An 18,929-nucleotide genomic window follows, 5' to 3' on the forward strand; every position below is an offset into this window, starting at 1 on the left:
CCGTCGAAAGGGTGGATGGTCCTTTGTCGGGCGGTTGATACTTTTTTACTTTACTTTGGTTTAGTGGTCGCCCTTTTGTTTCCACGGACTTGGGTGTGTCCGTTGCGTACCGGATGCGCCTTGCGCTTCCTCGCCGCGTGGGTTGATTGTCATTCCTTCATGTTCTTTCCTTTTTCAGTTGTCATACATAGTTGCGGATGTCGAACTCCTCGATGTTGTCAGGCACGACGAACACTTTGCTTTTTGCTTGTGCCACGGTAGTGTTTACCGTGTCCACAAAGACTGCCATTGCTTTGGCAAGCCTCTCGCTCATTGCTTCGTCGGTCAAGCGTTCCGTTATTCTGGAATAAAGCTCCGTCCCGTCAAGCTCCGTCATGACTTTTCCAGCGTGTCGCATCTCCGCTTCGGACGGTGAGTCCTTCTTTATTGTTCGTACTGCCATGTCGATGTCCTCGAATGCACTTCCCGAAGCCTGTCCCTTGCCCGGTTCATCATCCTCCGGCTCATCCTCTCCGTATTCCAGTTCCTCCGGCGATATGCTCGTGAAGGTTTCATCGAGTTTATCCTCCGGGACTTGTGTCGGGCGCGATGCGGTTTCCGTGTTTCCGTCGTCAAAAGTAGCCTCTTCTTCCGACAGCTCAATGCCTTTTTCCGAAATGGCTGCTTCTTGCGTCGATATGGCAGCGGTTGTCCGAGTTGGAGCCATCCTGAAACGGCTCTTACCGATGATGTCCGCATCTTCATCCGAGGCTTCACTATGCAAGGTATCTTGCTTTTCACTCTTCGTTCCCAACGACCGCCATAATCCGACAGCCCCTTTGAGGAACCGGACGAATTTTGTTTCCGTTATTCTGTCAGACAATAACATGAGCAGGAACCAGACGTTGCAGGCAACCGATACAATCAAGAATACTTTTGTCATAATCTCACTTTTTTGGCGTTTTCAATCTGTTCCATGTACTTCTCACCGTATTGTCTGAAATGGTCACGGAGAACATTGTCCACGAACTTGCCGATGCTCAATCCGTTTCCCAATCGGTTGGCGACAATAGCGACTTTCTCATGGACTTCACGGGAGATGTATATGCACTGTCGTGTTTTGATTTCCGACGATTGCAGGAAAGCCGCAATAGGCTTGCTGCCCTTTCCCTTTCCGGGAACATCACAGGTCTTTCCCAGACCTTTGTCGGTTGCACACTTCGCTGCACGGGCAACGTTTCTCTCACTCTTTCTTGTTTGCAGGCTGTCCGCCTGACTGTCATTCATCTTTCTTCTCATGTTGTTATTGATTAAAATGTTTATAAATTGTATGACTCCATGTGTCGCTTGAAGGATTCCGCTATCTCGTCTTGAAACTGTGTGAAATGGTAGGTCAGCACGTTGTCAAGAAAACCGGCGATAGTCACCTCGTTACCTCCGATGATATGTAGCATTTTCAGTATGCGGTCGTGGTACTCCTTTCGGATGTACACCTGTTTTCCGAGCCTTGCCGTGACATTGGACTCCCGCACGAACATGGAATCGTAATCCGTCTTCTCCGGCTTGCCGTTCCTGCGCCTGCGTTCCGTTTCTTCTTTGGGACGTGATGCAGGTTGGGGTCCGGCCGACTGCGGTTCTTCCTTCGGTGGTAGATCCGATACATTGCCGTCCGTGCTTCTTGCTTCCGGCGGTATGCTTGCATCGTCCATACGGAACGAGTTGATTATGGCATCACTGTCGATGTCCTCGATTCTTGCTTTCTTTGCCATGACACTCAATTTTTGATGATACCGAGAATTTCATCCACAAGGCGGTCAAGGTTGCTGCCGCGTACCAGTGTCTTGTCCGCAGGGAACGCCGTGGAACGGAACACCGCCTTGCGCTCCGCCGCTGTTTCCTTGCGGAAACGCTTGCTGTCCGGCAGGAATGTTTCGAGGATAGGCAGGGCGAACTCGGCGCATACCTTGTCGTATGCCTTGTATAGTTCCGTCTTCTCGCGTCCGTCCACCATGTTCCACACAAGGTAGATTCCTTTGATGCCGGATTTTCCCGTGCTTATCATCTGTTCGTTAATGACTGTGGCGAACTTGATGGAACTTTCCATCACCACCCTGTCTGCGATGATGGGTGTGAAGATGTAGTCCATCTTGGCGATAGTCTGTACCACATCGGCATTGTTGATAGTACCCGGCAGGTCGAAGAACACGAAATCAAGGTCGGGCTGTGCCTCCGTCAGATTTTCGGCGGTTCTTATCGCATCCTCCGCGCGGCTGCATCTGATTGTGTACGGGTTTTTCTTCAGCCGCTTGAGCTGCTCATACGCCATCACTTTGTAATGCCCGTCCTCCATGACGGCTTTCAGGTCACGCTTGCGCATGTCATGAATACTGTACTGCGGAAAGTCGCAGTCCACCACGGCCACGTTGTAGCCTTTCACATAGTGCAGGTAGCTTGCCACAAGCACTGTCAGGGTTGTCTTTCCGGCCCCTCCTTTCTGCGTGGAGATTGCCACATAAGTTGTCTCTTTCATTTGTTTGATAATTTATTAAGTTACACATCTGTCCGGTCACGGCAGCGTATTGCCATTCATACGCACGCACGCTTTACCGTCCGTTCATTTACCTGTTCACCAATCCGTCCAAGCCTGCGGACATCCGATTGCATATCCACCCGTCCAAGCCTTGGTTCATACGCATGAATACGGGAATGGAAATCCGGTTGTCCGTTCACACCCGCTTCCGACCGTTTGGACAGATGCCCGGATTGCTGTCCGAACATCCGATTGAAGGGGTGTGCTTTCAGTCCTTCATCCGAATCATGCTGCAAATAAACAATGATATTTTGAAACTTGTATCACTTCCCAAGCAAGTGGCAGCACGTTGCGCCGGTTGGCAGTCATTGACCGGGTCAAGCATCTGTCCGATACCGCTTTAAGGGCGTAACTTTGCCCCCGGACAGCAGGGTTCGCCGATGGTGGCGCAGCCGGAGTCCTGAAAGGTATCTTCCCAATCCGTCCCCTGACGGATTTTTATGTTCACCTGAACATAGCAAGATGTCTTTTCAGCCGCTCAAAATATTTTGAGCAGCCACGAAAAGCACTTGCCCTTGCAGGGGGCGGGCTTTCCCTCCGAAGTCGGGAAGCCTTTCAGAACTGCGGTGCTGTAATCCGAAGCGGCGGCTTATGCCGTCAATCCGCTAAATCCAAAGTAATATGAAAGAGAAAAGGAAAAGCAAATCAGGGAGAAATCCCAAACTTGATCCGGCGGTGTACCGGTACACCGTCCGTTTCAACGAGGAGGAACACAACCGTTTCCTCGCCATGTTCGGAAAATCGGGTGTCTATGCACGGTCTGTTTTCCTCAAAGCGCACTTCTTCGGGCAACCGTTCAAGGTGCTGAAGGTGGACAAGACGTTGGTGGACTATTACACCAAACTGTCGGATTTTCATGCACAATTCCGTGCCGTGGGTACGAATTACAACCAAGTCGTGAAGGAACTGAGGCTGCATTTTTCAGAGAAAAAGGCGATGGCGTTGCTCTACAAATTAGAGCAACACACCGTCGAACTCGTGAAACTGAGCCGCCGGATTGTGGAACTTTCAAGGGAAATGGAGGCAAAATGGTCGCAAAAATCAGTGTAGGAAGTTCGTTGTACGGCGCGATTGCCTACAACGGGGAGAAGATTAACGAGGCGCAGGGGCGGCTTCTCACCACCAACCGCATCTACAATGACGGTTCGGGAACGGTGGACATAGGCAAGGCGATGGAGGGTTTTCTCACCTTCCTGCCACCGCAGATGAAGATCGAGAAGCCGGTGGTGCATATCTCTCTCAACCCGCACCCGGAGGATGTGCTGACCGATATTGAGTTGCAGAATATCGCCCGCGAGTATCTGGAAAAACTCGGTTTCGGAAACCAGCCTTATCTTGTATTCAAGCACGAGGACATCGACCGCCACCACCTGCACATCGTGACGGTCAACGTGGACGAGAACGGGAAAAGGCTCAACCGGGATTTTCTCTACCGCCGCAGCGACCGTATCCGCAGGGAACTGGAACAGAAGTACGGATTGCATCCGGCAGAACGTAAAAATCAGAGATTGGATAATCCGTTGCGCAAGGTGGCCGCATCGGCAGGTGATGTGAAGAAGCAGGTAGGCAACACCGTGAAGGCTCTGAATGGGCAGTACCGTTTCCAGACGATGGGCGAATACCGTGCGCTCCTTTCCTTATATAATATGACGGTGGAGGAAGCGAGGGGCAACGTGCGCGGACGGGAGTATCACGGGCTGGTCTATTCCGTCACGGACGACAAGGGTAACAAGGTGGGCAACCCGTTCAAATCCTCGCTTTTCGGGAAGTCCGCAGGCTATGAAGCCGTACAGAAGAAGTTTGTCCGTTCCAAATCGGAAATCAAGGATAGGAAACTGGCAGACATGACGAAACGCACCGTCCTTTCCGTGCTGCAAGGCACTTATGACAAGGACAAATTTGTATCCCAACTCAAAGAGAAGGGCATCGACACCGTACTGCGCTACACAGAGGAAGGGCGCATCTATGGGGCTACCTTCATCGACCACCGCACGGGATGCGTGCTGAACGGTTCGCGCATGGGTAAGGAGCTTTCGGCGAATGCCTTGCAGGAACACTTCACCCTGCCATACGCCGGACAACCGCCGATACCGCTATCCATCCCTGTGGATGCTGCGGACAAGGCACACGGGCAGACCGCCTACGACAGTGAAGATATATCGGGCGGTATGGGCTTGCTCACTCCCGAAGGTCCGGCGGTAGATGCCGAGGAAGAGGCTTTCATCCGGGCGATGAAGCGCAAAAAGAAGAAAAAACGCAAGGGCTTGGGTATGTAATCAGAGTATCAACAATTAAAAAATCAATATATGTCACAACAAGAAGACGATTTGAGGGCATTGGCGAAAATCATGGATTTTCTGCGTGCCGTGAGTATCATTTTAGTGGTCATGAACGTGTACTGGTTCTGCTACGAAGCCATCCGGCTGTGGGGCGTGAACATCGGCGTGGTGGACAAAATCCTTCTGAACTTCGACCGCACGGCGGGGCTGTTCCATTCCATTCTCTACACGAAGCTGTTTTCCGTCCTTTTGCTTGCCTTGTCCTGTCTGGGTACGAAGGGTGTCAAGGGTGAGAAAATCACTTGGGGGAGAATCTGGACAGCATTTGCCGTCGGGTTCGTGCTGTTTTTCCTGAACTGGTGGTTGCTGCCCCTGCCGCTGCCGCTTGAAGCGGTGACGGGACTGTATGTCCTTACCATTGGAACGGGCTATGTCTGCCTGTTGATGGGTGGTCTGTGGATGAGCCGCCTGTTGAAACACAATTTGATGGAGGATGTTTTCAACAACGAGAACGAGAGTTTCATGCAGGAAACGAGGCTTATCGAAAGCGAGTATTCGGTCAATCTGCCGACACGTTTCTATTACAGGAAACGCTGGAACAACGGTTGGATCAATGTAGTTAATCCCTTCCGTGCGTCCATCGTGTTGGGTACGCCGGGCAGCGGCAAGTCCTATGCCGTGGTAAACAATTTTATCAAGCAACAGATTGAAAAGGGCTTTAGTCAATACATCTACGATTTCAAGTATCCCGACCTATCTACTATTGCCTACAACCATTTGCTGAACCACCCGGACGGCTACAAGGTAAAGCCGAAGTTCTATGTGATCAACTTCGACGACCCGCGACGCTCTCATCGGTGCAATCCCATTCACCCGGATTTTATGGAAGATATTACGGATGCCTATGAGAGTGCCTACACAATAATGCTCAACCTCAATAAAACGTGGGTGCAAAAGCAGGGCGACTTCTTCGTGGAGTCACCTATCATTCTGTTTGCCAGTATTATCTGGTATCTCAAAATCTATCAGAACGGGAAGTTTTGCACGTTTCCCCATGCTATCGAGTTTCTGAACCGCCGTTACGAGGATATATTTCCGATACTGACCTCTTATCCGGAGCTGGAGAACTACCTTTCGCCGTTCATGGATGCGTGGCTTGGAGGGGCTGCGGAGCAGCTCATGGGTCAGATAGCGTCGGCAAAAATCCCGCTTTCGAGGATGATTTCACCGCAGCTCTACTGGGTGATGTCAGACAGCGAGTTTACGCTGGACATCAACAATCCCGAAGAGCCGAAAATCCTCTGCGTGGGTAACAATCCCGACCGTCAGAATATCTACGGTGCGGCACTCGGTCTGTATAATTCCCGTATCGTGAAGCTCATCAACAAGAAGGGGATGCTGAAGTCATCGGTCATCATCGACGAGTTGCCCACAATATACTTCAAAGGGTTGGACAATCTTATAGCTACCGCCCGAAGCAACAAGGTTGCCGTGTGTCTGGGCTTTCAGGATTTCAGCCAGTTAGTGCGTGACTACGGGGACAAAGAGGCGAAAGTGGTGATGAACACTGTCGGCAATATTTTCTCCGGTCAGGTGGTGGGGGAAACAGCCAAGACGCTCTCCGAGCGGTTCGGTAAGGTGTTGCAGAAACGGCAGTCCATCTCCATCAACCGGCAGGATGTTTCCACCTCCATCAACACGCAGATGGACGCGCTCATTCCACCGAGTAAGATTTCCGGGCTTACGCAGGGAATGTTTGTCGGTTCTGTATCCGACAACTTCAACGAGCGTATCGAGCAGAAGATTTTTCATTGCGAGATTGTGGTGGATGCCGAAAAGGTGAAACGGGAAGAAAGTGCCTACAAGAAAATTCCCGTCATTACAAACTTCACGGACGAGGACGGCAACGACCGCATGAAGGAAACGGTGCAGGCGAACTACCGGCGCATCAAGGAAGAGGTGAAGCAGATTGTGCAGGAGGAACTGGAGCGTATCAAAAACGATCCGGTGCTGTGTAAACTGCTACCAGATAATGAGACTGTCTAACAAGTCCCCAAAATTGAAAATTATCCCTATCGAAGTTTGAAGTGACCCCCAAAAGTTGGATACAATTTTTTTGGGGGGCACTTCAGTTCTGACGGGTAAAATCGTAAAATTCGGACTTGTTAGACAAATACTTACGCGGTTTCAACCTCAGGTACTGAATCTATCGAATTGACAAATTTAACCAATTGCGGATCTGAATCTTTTTGTATGAGGTTTCGGAGACTCTTTTTCAATTCATAAGCATCATCCCCTGCTGTATTTATTAAATCCATATAAAAATCTTTGTTTTGCAGAATCAATGAACGGCATGCCCCATCGGAAATTACAGGTTTCACTATTTTATCAATAACGTCTCCAGCTTGACTTTTCAAATTACCATGCGATCTAAGCCATGTTTCGAAAAATTGAAACTTTATTGCATTGATAGTCTTTTTACCGATGCAGAAATCATTTCTTATATCGGTAACTGTCGATTTAATTTTTCGTTTATCCAATCTTTCAACTATATTCTTGAAACAATTAGGGAAAGGATTCAAACTTTGAGTTCCAGAAGCAATATCCATCAGAATCTTTTTGCCAAATTCAGTCAAGTTATCTGGCAAGGATTTGATTTTAGCCAGTAAATGTTTTATTGCGACAAACCAATAATATGATGTATGTGCTGTTCTTTGGGCGTATAATGTATCAACACTTATTTCAGACAACGCTTCGAACGCTATTTTATTGATATGATCGGTCAGGACATTGCTTATTTTAGTGGTCAAATCGTAAAAAGATGCGTCAGGAATTACATCTTTAATATTGTTCTTAGTGATATACTTATCCAAATCGGTATTCCACTCTGCTAAATGCTCGATAAATACCTCATCCGTTACACCTATTCTGTTCTTAATATCTTCAAATTGGGGCAATATGTCTGAGAGCAATAATTTATAGCCAAGTTTATGATTTACCATGTATTGTAGTGTTTCATTTAATAGCGGTATATTCCATCCCACACTATTTACTAATAAGTCTCCATGATCCACATAATAGTCCATGAGTTCTGCAACATATTTTATATCTCCACCCTCTATTAAGGAAACGGAATGACCATGTGCCAATTGCATGGCGACTAAATCGTAATATCCAGACTCTTTAATGTTTCGGCCATCAGTTTCTAATTCAGAATGCAACTGATTTATGTAGGTTGAATCTAACGTTACAGGTAAAGGTCTTTCTTCGTCAGATGCCAATAAACGATAGGTTGTAAATATAGCCCCTATATTATCTTTATTTACATTCTGTTCATCAATGCAATTCGTGATCGCTTGCAAAAGCGTTGGAAACGTATAGGTAGAATTATCTTTTAACGTTTTTACAATATCTGCATGGTCGAAATTATCGGGTAGTAAGTTTGCCAAATAATTATCGAGCGCCTCCGAATTTGTTGCTACTTGATAATATTTATATGCTTTAGTTGTCGCGTTATCCCGATAGGCAGCATCTGTTGCATTTGCAGCTTGAATATAATCGATAAATGTATTTGGCTTGACTGTTTTTGCTTCAATCAATGACGTAAAATCGCACGCCAACTTATTTTGCGCAATAAACCTGTCTATTGCATCTAACGTTTTGAAATAGTCGCCGCCATTGAAGTCATTGAACCGAACTATCTTCTTATATAATTGAGCAATCACATGGTTTTGGCTTTCCGTGTCTAAATGCAACAGCAGTTCTTGGTATTCGACAGGGAACACCTGCTTCTCTATGGATTCTTTTAATTTCAATTGTGCTATTCTTTGCCATACACGCAGAATAACATCGCTCTTTCGAGTTAATTTATGCAAACAATGTATAATCTTATCGATAAGCGCATTGTCCATACATTGTATAACTTCTTCTAATACAGTGTCAAATTGTTTATTAGTCTCTGCATATTGATTTATGTCGTGGTCTTCTTCTCCGTTGATGCAGCCTTCAATATATTTTTTCAATGGAATTTGTCGAGCATCTTCAACATCGACACCATATACCAAAGCTGCAATTTCGCGTTGTGTTTGCAGATCATTGTTAATTATTGTTTGAATGCCATTCAGATAGTCGCCGGACAATATTTGTTCTACTGGATTTGCCAGAATATCCGTCTTCTTCAAACAGAACAATGCTATGTTTATCATCAAAATTTCGTTACACCACTCTTGTTTAAGAGCGACCATCTCATTGATATATGATATAATTTCCCTAACATTGGCATTAGGATTTACCAATCTGAATATCCGATTTATAGTTTCTTTCGCTTCATTTTCTGTTTCTCCAAATGCTTCAACAAACAGTTTGTTGAATATACTTCGATAGTCGGTAATAACAGGAGGAGCGACACGATAAACAATAGGGAAAGTTTTATTGATAAAATACTTGGTCAGTTGTTTCGTTTGTTCGTCGGTCTCATCTCCGAATGCACAAGCTAAATGTGTTTCATCGAAAGGAATAACAGCCCAAACATTTTCAAAACCGCTATCGGCGAAGAACGTATGGATAGAAGACCATAATTCTTTTACTTTTTCAGCGGGGAGACGATCCATGTTGTCAAAAACAAGGACTAATTTACGTTGTCCTTTTTCCTTGATAAAATCAGAAATGTCTTGCATCCATGTTTTGAACTCGTAAACCGTTGGTTCGTCTTCGCTCAAAGTCTCATAGCAAACGTCCTTTTCGACTTTATCTTGATAAATAGCTAACATATAACTCCATCCATATTTATGATCTTTGCTATATGCCCATTTCCAAACGCACAATGCAATAAGAACTGGCAGTGCAGCTATGATAATAGACAATAAAGAAAACCACCATGTTGTGGGTGTAGGTTTTACTGCATACGCAATAAATGTAAATATCGGAGTTAAAACTGCAACCAAAAATGCCGCAACCATACCATTACTGATAAGGGGATATTTTTCGGTTACGGTCTCCGTTTTACGGGCTAATAAATATTTCAGCTTTTCAGACCATGATACGGTTTTCGTACCTCCACCTTTGACTTTTATTGTTGCATTTCCAGATAGGATACCATCATCAATAAGTTTGCTTGTAAGCAATTCCAATATAGAGCGGCGTTGCAAGTCCTCTTGATGTCCCCATGCGTCATACTCAAAAAAGTAATAGTCGTCTGATAATTCACGTTCCAACATTTTAACCACGTTGGATTTTCCAGATCCCCAAATACCTTCGATGCCGATAATTCGAGGTAAAGTACATTCCTCATCCAATGAATCATTCTGACAAAAATGGCGAGCAATAGTTTTTGCCAACCTTTCTTGCGAACCTCCATCGAATTTGTCAATACCACACGGTTTATTTTGGATAAACCGCGGATATTGCTGTTTGGATTGTAGTTTTGTTTCCATATACGTAATTTATTGATTATACGAACTCCAAATAATTCTCCCGATTTACCACATGAAACTCGGCATAGGGATAGGCTTCTTGGAAGGCTTTCGGTGCGGCCGGCATTTTATTTCCCCACTTGAACTCCAAGGCGGTAAGACTGTCGGCACTCTCCTCAATCAGGTCGATTTCCTGTTTGTCGTAGGTGCGCCAGAAATAGAACTCCCTGTGCAGTCCCTCATTGAAGTTCGCTTTGCGCCGCTCTCCGATGATGTAGTTCTCCCACAGCGCACCGACATCCTGCCGAATGGCCAGCGGTGAGAAAGCCCCGATAATGGCATTGCGAATGCCGTTGTCGTAGAAGTACCACTTGCCAGCTTTTGTAACCTCCTTGCGTAGGTTACGCGAATAAGCCCCCAGACGATAGATAACGAAGACCTTTTCCAATAGGTCGAGGTATTTTTCAACGGTCGTCTTGCTCATGCCGAGTTGTTTACCTAACTCTTCGTAAGAAACTTCGCTGCCCAACTGAAAAGCTATCAATCGCAGTAGATCGCGCATCTTGCTCGAATTTTTTAAGCCGTCAATTGCTAAGATATCTTTAAGCAGGTATGCACCGACAATATCACGTAGGTAGTCTGTTTTACGTTCATAGTTCTCCATCATTACTACTTCGGGATAGGAACCGTAAATCAAGCGCGCTTCGAGGTTCTGGCGGGTTTCAAGTGCCGTTTCCGTCTGTGCGATTTCCCGTTGCGAGAATGGTGTAAGGAGAAATTGCGTACTGCGGCCGACCAACGGTTCACCAGTCTTATTCAGCAAATCGAATGACGAAGAACCACTTGCCAAGACACTTATTCCCGGTATTTCATCAACTATCAACTTCAGAATACTACCGATTTGTGGTATGTTCTGTGCCTCATCAATAGCCAGCAAATCAATACCATCCAATAAATGCCGATAATTGGCTATTGAGCGATTCTCCAATAGTGCTAATGTGTCGTAGTCTTCGCCGTTGAGCATCATCGTCCTACCTGAATAGTTGTCCACAATTTTACGCATCATTACCGTTTTACCAACACGGCGAGCACCAAAAATCAGTACTGCTTTATTGGGCGCGATTCGTGCTGTAATCTTCTCTTGAAGTATTCTATTTACTGTTTCCATACCTTATAAAATATAATGCAAAGATAATCATATTTTTTTAATTGGCGAATTTTACAAAAAAAACGGGCTATTAAATGGCGATTTTTACAACCACAATCTTATGGAAGTTGTTTCATTGTTTTTAGTAATGATATATGTTCATACTATGATGACTCAATAATTTACCAGACATACGTTTCTGAAATTTGTCCTTATAGGAATGAAAAACTCACATATATTGTGCTAATTAATATATAATTAAATGAAAATAAAAAGACAGGATACGAGTATTCCTGTCTTCTCATATGTAATGGATATTTTTTATTTTCTCATCCGCTCCAACTCCTCATCACGCAACATTCTCTCGTTCAGTTTTTCCTGCATCCTGTCAATGAAATAGGTGCGGCTTTCGTTCTTCCGGCGTTTGATATCAGTGTAGAAGCGGTAGCAGTCTTTAGAATCAACCCCGAATATCTTATAGAGAAGTGGGGCGAGCTGTTTGAGCGGCATATTGCCGTTGTTGATGCAGCCCATCACGTCTATGCCGTAGATAAGTTCCACGAGGTCGATGGCATTGCCCGTCCATTGAAGAAGGCTGGCGGTGGTTTCTGTTGCGTTGTTGGCGGATATTAGTGGTGGCACTTGGGGCGTGGCAAGGAATTTCTGCATCTTTCTTACGAAAGACAGAGCCTTGCTGACGTAGGCGGCAATCTCTCTTTTTTCTTCTGACAGATTACGTACGGGATGGTGCTGCAACTCGATTTCGATGTAGGCAAGCGCGATGACGGTAAGGTTCATGTCCATGCCGCCGTTGCACAGTTCGATCACTTGGGTGGCGAAAGCCGTGTATGCCGTTTCCATATTGCAGTCGCCGGCTTCGTTTATCAGGCGGAAAAAGTCGGTTTCCGCCAGCAAGAAATAATTCATGGTTCTGTCAATTTTGAAAATTACACTTTGTTTTCTGCGTGCGCACATGAATATAATTGGCAAAAAACGCGGCAGAAAATAAAAAATCCAACACTCAATTTTACAAAGTGCTGGATTTCAGAGGTATAAAATTCAGTATTTTTTCACAAGGACAAATTATCTCCGACTTAAATTGTTTGTAATCGGAACATTTATTCTATTCCTGAAAATAGAAATGTATGCTTGCCGCACATTTTGGCTATCTTGCTTTTTTATCAAGGATATAGATAATGCGACATACACCGTTGGGATAGCTTTTCAAAGAGGAAAGCGTCCAGTGTTGCTCTGGCAGAGCCGACTTAAAAAAATGTCGTCCGCTTCCGGATATGAAAGGAACGGTGTATAGTATGATTTCATCCACAGCGTGCATCCGCAGCAGTCCGTTTATATAGTCTGCCGTGTCCGGTGTGGCTTCCGCGAGGTAACGGATGTTTGTGCAGTCTTTTCTCCATTCGTGCAGCATTGAAATGGAATAGTCCGGTGTCACACGGTAAAAGGCTTTCTTCCTGATTTCATCAAGACCGCAACGGTCAAGGCACAAATCCTGATGTGCTTTATCATATAACTCTGAAGAAAGACATCCGTCCATCGTCAGTACGGCGAGAATCTGAACTTTACCCATAATCGTTTCCTTTCGTTAGGCAAGGGTAAAAAAGTAGCGTGCAATTCACACTACCTTCAAGCGATGGCTCTGGTAAAGCCTTTACGGAGAGTACGTGAATGCACGCTATGCGTAAGCATAGCATAAGCATCACGCAATCGTCTCCGTAGTTCCAATTTACCAGATTTTCGCTTGAAACGCCTTGCGGTCTTATCCTATATGTTGGCGGCGAAAAGCTCCTGCCAATCGCCGTTTTTCTCAAATGTTATGCAAAGATAGCCAAATTCAGTGAATTACGGGCTATGATTGCTTGAATTTATATTTAAGTCCATACTCTTCAAGTTTGCTGTATAGTGTTGTCCTGCCTATGCCGAGCAGTTCTGCGGCGACACTCCGGTTGCCGTTTGCCTGTTTCAACGCACGCAATATCCGCTCCTTATCCTCCGCGTCATTGCGCAAGGCGAAGCTGACAGTAGAGGTCGGTTTCGTCACGGCAAGTTCCAGATGCTCTTTCATGACAACACCTTCCTGCGCCTGCAATACAGCACCCATAACTTTCTGCCGAAGTTCCCGCACGTTGCCCGGCCATGCGTGTGTCAGCAACGCTTTACGTGCTTCGGAACTGAACCCGCTCACGCTACACTCCAGCTCTCTGTTTGCCATATCACGGAAGAACTCTGCCAGCGGCATAATGTCTTCTTGACAGTCACGCAACGGAGGAACGGTTATCCCGAAGTCGTGCAGGCGGTACAGAAGATCCTGCCGAAAACGCTTTTCATTCACCGATACCTCCAAATCTTCATTGGTAGCAGCGATGATGCGGACATTGAAATTCCGGTCTGCCTTGTCTCCGACCGGGCGATACCGCCTCTCCTGTATGGCACGGAGCAACATCTGTTGGGTTTCCAACGCGAGGTTTCCTACCTCGTCCAGAAACAACGTGCCGCCTTCCGCCTCATGGAAATATCCTTTCTTGGCATTGTCCGCACCTGTAAATGCACCTTTGACGTGTCCGAAGAAAGCCGACGGTGCAAGCTCTTTGGAGAGTGAACCGCAGTCCACCGCCACAAATGGCTTGCCTGCACGTTTGCTCTTGTCATGCAACAGGTGGGCAATATGCTCCTTGCCCGTGCCGTTCTCACCAAATATCATCACGCTCATATCGGTGGCGGCTACCAGCCTTATGCGGTGCATGATTTTCTGAAAGGCGGAACCTTCACGGGCGAATATAGGCATACGGCGTTGTCCTGCCTGACGTTCTTTCAGTATGGAACGGATCAGGGGGACAAGTTTATCCTCCACAAGCTGTTTGGGAATATAGTCTATCGAGCCGAGTTTCATGCTTTCCACGGCGGTATTAACTTCGGCGTAGTCGGTCATAATGATGAAGGGCTGCATCTTTCCCTCCTTTCGCATCCAGCACAAAAGGTCTATGCCACTGCCGTCAGGCAGACGCAGGTCGGCAACCACGATATCATTATCTGTTGCCTGTTGCAGATGTTTCTTCGCGGTTGAGAGGTGGTAAGCCTTCATATTGCGGTAGCCCTCCCGTGACAGCATATTGCAGACATATTCGCAATACACGATGTTGTCTTCCACCACAATTATTTTTGTCTTATTCATCTTCGTATTTTCTCCTTTCCTCTTCTGCCAACCGTATTATTTCCACTCCCTTATCCAGCACGGCAGTCACGGCATGGCTTAACGCTTCACCATCCGGGAGAGCATCGCCACGAAGCAATCCGTAAAGTACATTCAGCGGTTGGTCGGCACGGAGCACCTCCCACGAACTGCGCAGGTGGTGGATCAGGGAATCCAGCTTTTGCAGGTCTTTTTCTTTTGCTGCATCCCGTACCGCCTGCATTTCCTTTTCTGTTTCAGTTATCAACTTTTCCAGCATGACGGCTTCATTGCCATAGGACAATAAGGCGGAAAAGTCCGGTTTCCCGTCCGGTGTCGCTTTTATGGCACACCTGTCGGAAACCTCCATCAGTTCCGATATGGAGAACGGTTTGAACAGGCATCCGGCAAAGCCTTTTGCCAATAGTTCCCCTTTGTTACAACTGCCCGAAGCGGTTGCCACAACCACCGGGATTGTTGGTGAATTGCCCACGTTGGACGAACGCAACAGTTCCAGCAATTCGAAACCGTTTATATCGGGCATATTCAAGTCTGTCAGCAACAGGCTGTATTCTTTCTGGCGTATCATTTCCATCAGTGCCGCAGCATCGGTGCAAGTGTCGCAGTGTATTCCTTCTTGGGAATACATCTCTTTCAGCATCAGAAGTAATACCTCATCATTGTCAATGGCGACAACATCATGGAATTTATTGTTATGATAAACAGGTGTATTGCTTGTATATCCAAGCTGTTCTTCAGCTTCCTGCATAGAAATTTCAACTGTGAAACGACTGCCTTTCCCTTTCTTGCTGTCTAAACGGATTGTTCCGCCAAGCATCGACACAATATTACGCATTATGGCAAGCCCAAGCCCGAAACCCTCCTTTGCGGCGGCATTTGATAGACGTTCAAACGCACCGAACGCTTGTTTCTGTTCCTCTTCTGTCATGCCTGTACCTGTATCTTCAACGACCAGTGTCAGAACTCCATTATCATATTCAGTAATCAAAGAAACACCGCCTTCTTCTGTGAACTTGACAGCGTTTGACAGCAGGTTATTCCCGATTTGTATTATTCGCTCTTTGTCGGTCAATACAATGGCATCGTGTCCAGTCTTCACGGACAAGGACAGCCCTTTGTTCACGGCAACAGGCATGAACTCCGTTTCAAGTGTGTGCGTGATTGCTGAAATCCGGCAGGGTGACAGACGGGGCTGTTCCTTGCCGTTGTCCAGGCGGAAGAAGTCAAGCAAAGTGTTAAGCATATCCCGCATACGGTCGGAGGATTGCAGTATGTTTTGGATATACTGCCCGGACTTATCCTCACACTGTTCTTTCCGTATCAGTCCGGCATAGCCTGTTATTGCTGTCAGCGGTGTGCGCAGTTCATGGGTGATAGTATGTACCGCCTTCTTCCTTGACGTTATCAGTGCCTCGTTCCGTTGTACGGATTGTTCCAGTTGCCTTATCAAATCAGTTGTCTTGTGCTTGTATTGTTTAATGCTTTTTGCATCACGATGTATGATGATGTAGGAAATTAACAACAATAGAAGAACGAATCCCATTAAACCGCCTACTTGCATAAATGACTTTTCACGCATGGCAACTATTTCGTTTTCCCGGCTTTGCAGTTCGGTTTGTACCTTTTCTTCTATTTGGCAAATCAATTCTTGCAGTTGTCTGTTAAGTTCTGCATTACGAGCTGCAAGGCTGTCGGCTTGTTCCGACAATTGGCGATCCTGCACTTTCTGTTCGCTGATTACGTTTCTATTGACCGAATGAAGGATAGTGGTTGATACTGCTGGAGTTACTTCCTTTTTTTTGCCGAATATGCCTAAGAAACCTTTTCGTTTTGGCTTTTTGGACTGTTCCTGCACACTTTTCTGTACAATAACCGGAATTTGATTGGCTATCTTCTTGTTAATAGATTGTTGTTCATCCATTAACCGGACTATCTGGAACATCTGTCGTTCCTTATCCTCTAAAAGACTGCGCACACTATCGATGCGCTCTGCTGGATAGGTGGCCTTGAAACGGCAGAGCATACTGTCCATTGCCATACGCCGTGCATGGTAATGCTCGATATCTTTATCGTTCCATTCCAGTATTGTTTCACCCAATAGAGAAAATTTTATCATTTGAATATTGATATTGTTTATTTCTTTTCGGAGCTCGTCTATTTTTTTATTGCCAAGTTCTAATGCTTCTATCTCCTGCCATTCATAGAGGCTATTATATGCCATACATCCGATAAGAATGGAGATAAGTATATATCCCAACCGTATTGCCTTATAGAAATTTCCTGACCGCTCCATTATTTTAATGACATTGATTTTTGGAACATGAATAAAAGTTTATCTTTTTCGTTCATGCGGATATTATCAGAATAACCGTCTTTTGTTATTTGATACCCACATGGCTTAACCATAAAAATGCCTAAGCCCTTAGTGTACGAACTTACTTCTGAGGCATAGTCTTTACTTGTATTTAATGGAACTTTCCCTTTAATATGACACCACTCATTATTACAACTGATGTCTTCAATCTCAGACATCAGTTTTTGCAAATCTGTAATAGCTTTGGAACTCGCTACTTGGGGTATCTGCAACTCAAAACAGAGCATCGGTTCGAGAATGTCCACACCTGACTGTTGCAAAGCCAGCCTGAAGACATAAGGGGTCAGCTGTCTGAAATCAGCAGGTGTACTTACCGGGCTATAATACTCGGCTTGAGTAAAAGTTACTTTCAGATCTGTCACTTCCCATCCATGTAAACCAGATTGGCAAGACATACGAATCCCTTCAAAAACGGCATTTTGAAAAGAATGGTTCAGATAACCATAGGAGATGTCACTTTCGATTTGCAACCCTGCCCCTAACGGTAAGGGTTCAAGAGTCAGCCCTATTGTGGCCCAGTAAGGGTTGGGTGGTACTTCGATCTGAATAATCTTATTGACCTTTTTTATAGGTCGTTCTTTGTAGATAGTCTTGATCTCATCAAAATGGACCTTTACGGAAAATCGTTCTTCCAGCAATGTCTGTATGATTTCCTTTTGGGTCAAACCATATAACGAGATTTCCAATTCATCACTATATGAGTTTATGGAAAAGGACAAAGACGGGTCTTCAATCCACAATGTATTCAGAGCGGATATCACCTTGCTTCTCTCTTCGGGCTTATTTGGCCGGACGGAGGATTTGAGAGCGGGATGCTGATGAGATAATCCTTGAATCAAACAAGGTTTAGCACCTAAATAATCTCCGATTCGAAAATCTTCTATATCTTCTACAATCGCGATATCATTGGCACCCACTTCATCAACATTTATCTCTCTGCCCTGATAAATAGTCTTTAGATTTTTAATCTTGATGAATTTTTCCGAATCGTTGATTCTTACAACGTCTCGAAGTCTCAGACTTCCGTCAATTATTTTAAGAAAACTTCTTTTATGCCCTTTGGGGTCATGCTCTATCTTATAGAGATAAGCTGAAAGTCTGTTTGAGACTGATGCCGGAGGAAGTATAAAAGAAGAAATGGCGTCCAACAACTCATTGATACCGATATTGAACATTGCTGATCCATGTAGCACCGGATAGACTTTGGCTTTTGCCACAAGAGCGATTATCGTATTCCAATAATCAGCCGGTGAAATTTCGCTATCCGCCAAATATCGTTCTAATATATCGTCGTCATGGTTGCATACAAATTCTTTGTATTCTTCCTTTATATATGTTTGGGAGCAAACCGGATAAACCGATCCATCGACAACAGTTTGCATAAACAGGACATCTTGCGACAGATTTGTTTTTATATCCATATACAAACGCTCCAAATTCACACCGGCACGGTCAATCTTATTGATAAATATAATTGTCGGGATTTGCAGCTTTTGTAAAGTACTGAACAGCAACTTTGTCTGCGCTTGTATGCCTTCCTTTGCGGATAAGATGAGGACTGCTCCATCAAGCATTTTGAATGTCCGCTCCACTTCCGCAATAAAATCCATGTGTCCCGGAGTGTCAATGATATTGCATTTCACTCCATTCCAGATAATAGATGTCGTAGAAGCCCGGACAGTAATTCCTCTACGTTTCTCTATATCCATAGAGTCCGTTATGGTGTCACCATTATCCACACGGCCGCACTTTTCCGTTGCTCCACTGGCAAACAGCAGATTCTCGGTTACGGAAGTTTTTCCTGCATCAATGTGAGCAAGAATTCCTAAATTTATAATATTCATTTGGATTAAGCAATAATATACTACAGTAGATGCATTGTCGAAACGCACCTTTTAATACCTCCTCGTAGCATATGAGAACTACAGGATTACTAACTCG

14 protein-coding genes are annotated in these 18,929 nt (G+C 45.3%); 3 read left to right on the forward strand and 11 right to left on the reverse strand.

Annotation, left to right across the window (positions count from 1 at the left end; genetic code table 11):
* Window positions 1-181: 181 nt before the first annotated feature.
* Genes DYI03_RS09650 through DYI03_RS09665 form a run of 4 tightly spaced genes read right to left on the reverse strand, consistent with a single transcriptional unit; the run spans window position 182 to window position 2,509 of the window.
* Complete coding sequence (locus tag DYI03_RS09650) at window positions 182-922, reverse strand: hypothetical protein (protein WP_021668304.1); 741 nt, start codon at window positions 920-922, stop codon at window positions 182-184.
* Window positions 919-1,278 (reverse strand): DUF3408 domain-containing protein, encoded by a 360-nt coding sequence (locus tag DYI03_RS09655; protein ID WP_005790806.1) that lies wholly within the window; start codon window positions 1,276-1,278, stop codon window positions 919-921. The genes DYI03_RS09650 and DYI03_RS09655 overlap by 4 nt, the downstream gene beginning before the upstream one ends.
* Window positions 1,279-1,298: 20 nt before the next feature.
* A complete protein-coding gene (locus tag DYI03_RS09660; protein WP_005790808.1) occupies window positions 1,299-1,748 on the reverse strand; it encodes a DUF3408 domain-containing protein in 450 nt (149 codons plus the stop codon).
* A 5-nt stretch (window positions 1,749-1,753) separates the two neighbouring features.
* Window positions 1,754-2,509 carry a ParA family protein gene (locus tag DYI03_RS09665; protein WP_005790809.1) on the reverse strand — a complete coding sequence of 252 codons (756 nt, stop codon included), beginning with the start codon at window positions 2,507-2,509 and terminating at the stop codon, window positions 1,754-1,756.
* A 681-nt stretch (window positions 2,510-3,190) separates the two neighbouring features.
* Between DYI03_RS09665 and mobA the strand changes: the two genes are divergently transcribed.
* Genes mobA through mobC form a run of 3 tightly spaced genes read left to right on the forward strand, consistent with a single transcriptional unit; the run spans window position 3,191 to window position 6,894 of the window.
* A complete protein-coding gene (gene mobA / locus DYI03_RS09680; RefSeq protein WP_004291488.1) occupies window positions 3,191-3,619 on the forward strand; it encodes a conjugal transfer protein MobA in 429 nt (142 codons plus the stop codon).
* Complete coding sequence (gene mobB / locus DYI03_RS09685; RefSeq protein WP_004291483.1) at window positions 3,598-4,845, forward strand: conjugal transfer protein MobB; 1,248 nt, start codon at window positions 3,598-3,600, stop codon at window positions 4,843-4,845. Before mobA ends, mobB begins: the two co-directional genes overlap by 22 nt.
* 30 nt (window positions 4,846-4,875) lie before the next feature.
* Window positions 4,876-6,894, forward strand: a complete 2,019-nt coding sequence (gene mobC, locus DYI03_RS09690) for a conjugal transfer protein MobC (protein ID WP_004291482.1) — start codon at window positions 4,876-4,878, stop codon at window positions 6,892-6,894.
* Between the two features lie 131 nt (window positions 6,895-7,025).
* Here mobC and DYI03_RS09695 read toward each other — a convergent pair whose 3' ends face one another.
* The 7 genes from DYI03_RS09695 to tet(Q) form a co-directional block, all read right to left on the reverse strand.
* A complete protein-coding gene (locus tag DYI03_RS09695; protein WP_004291481.1) occupies window positions 7,026-10,280 on the reverse strand; it encodes a P-loop NTPase fold protein in 3,255 nt (1,084 codons plus the stop codon).
* Window positions 10,281-10,296: 16 nt separating this feature from the next.
* Window positions 10,297-11,427, reverse strand: coding sequence for an ATP-binding protein (locus DYI03_RS09700; protein WP_004291480.1), 1,131 nt, complete (start codon window positions 11,425-11,427; stop codon window positions 10,297-10,299).
* Between the two features lie 300 nt (window positions 11,428-11,727).
* Window positions 11,728-12,333 (reverse strand): RteC domain-containing protein, encoded by a 606-nt coding sequence (locus DYI03_RS09705; RefSeq protein WP_004304269.1) that lies wholly within the window; start codon window positions 12,331-12,333, stop codon window positions 11,728-11,730.
* A 238-nt stretch (window positions 12,334-12,571) separates the two neighbouring features.
* Entirely contained in the window at window positions 12,572-12,994 is a 423-nt protein-coding gene (locus DYI03_RS09710; protein WP_004291474.1) for a dihydrofolate reductase family protein, read from the reverse strand.
* 279 nt (window positions 12,995-13,273) lie between these two features.
* Window positions 13,274-14,596, reverse strand: a complete 1,323-nt coding sequence (locus DYI03_RS09715) for a sigma-54-dependent transcriptional regulator (RefSeq protein ID WP_004291471.1) — start codon at window positions 14,594-14,596, stop codon at window positions 13,274-13,276.
* Window positions 14,589-16,907 (reverse strand): hybrid sensor histidine kinase/response regulator, encoded by a 2,319-nt coding sequence (locus DYI03_RS09720; protein WP_004291467.1) that lies wholly within the window; start codon window positions 16,905-16,907, stop codon window positions 14,589-14,591. Before DYI03_RS09720 ends, DYI03_RS09715 begins: the two co-directional genes overlap by 8 nt.
* Window positions 16,907-18,832 (reverse strand): tetracycline resistance ribosomal protection protein Tet(Q), encoded by a 1,926-nt coding sequence (gene tet(Q) / locus DYI03_RS09725; RefSeq protein WP_004291466.1) that lies wholly within the window; start codon window positions 18,830-18,832, stop codon window positions 16,907-16,909. The genes DYI03_RS09720 and tet(Q) overlap by 1 nt, the downstream gene beginning before the upstream one ends.
* Window positions 18,833-18,929 lie beyond the last annotated feature (97 nt).

Origin of the sequence: Prevotella disiens, from assembly GCF_900454955.1 — a bacterium.
Lineage (GTDB): Bacteria > Bacteroidota > Bacteroidia > Bacteroidales > Bacteroidaceae > Prevotella > Prevotella disiens.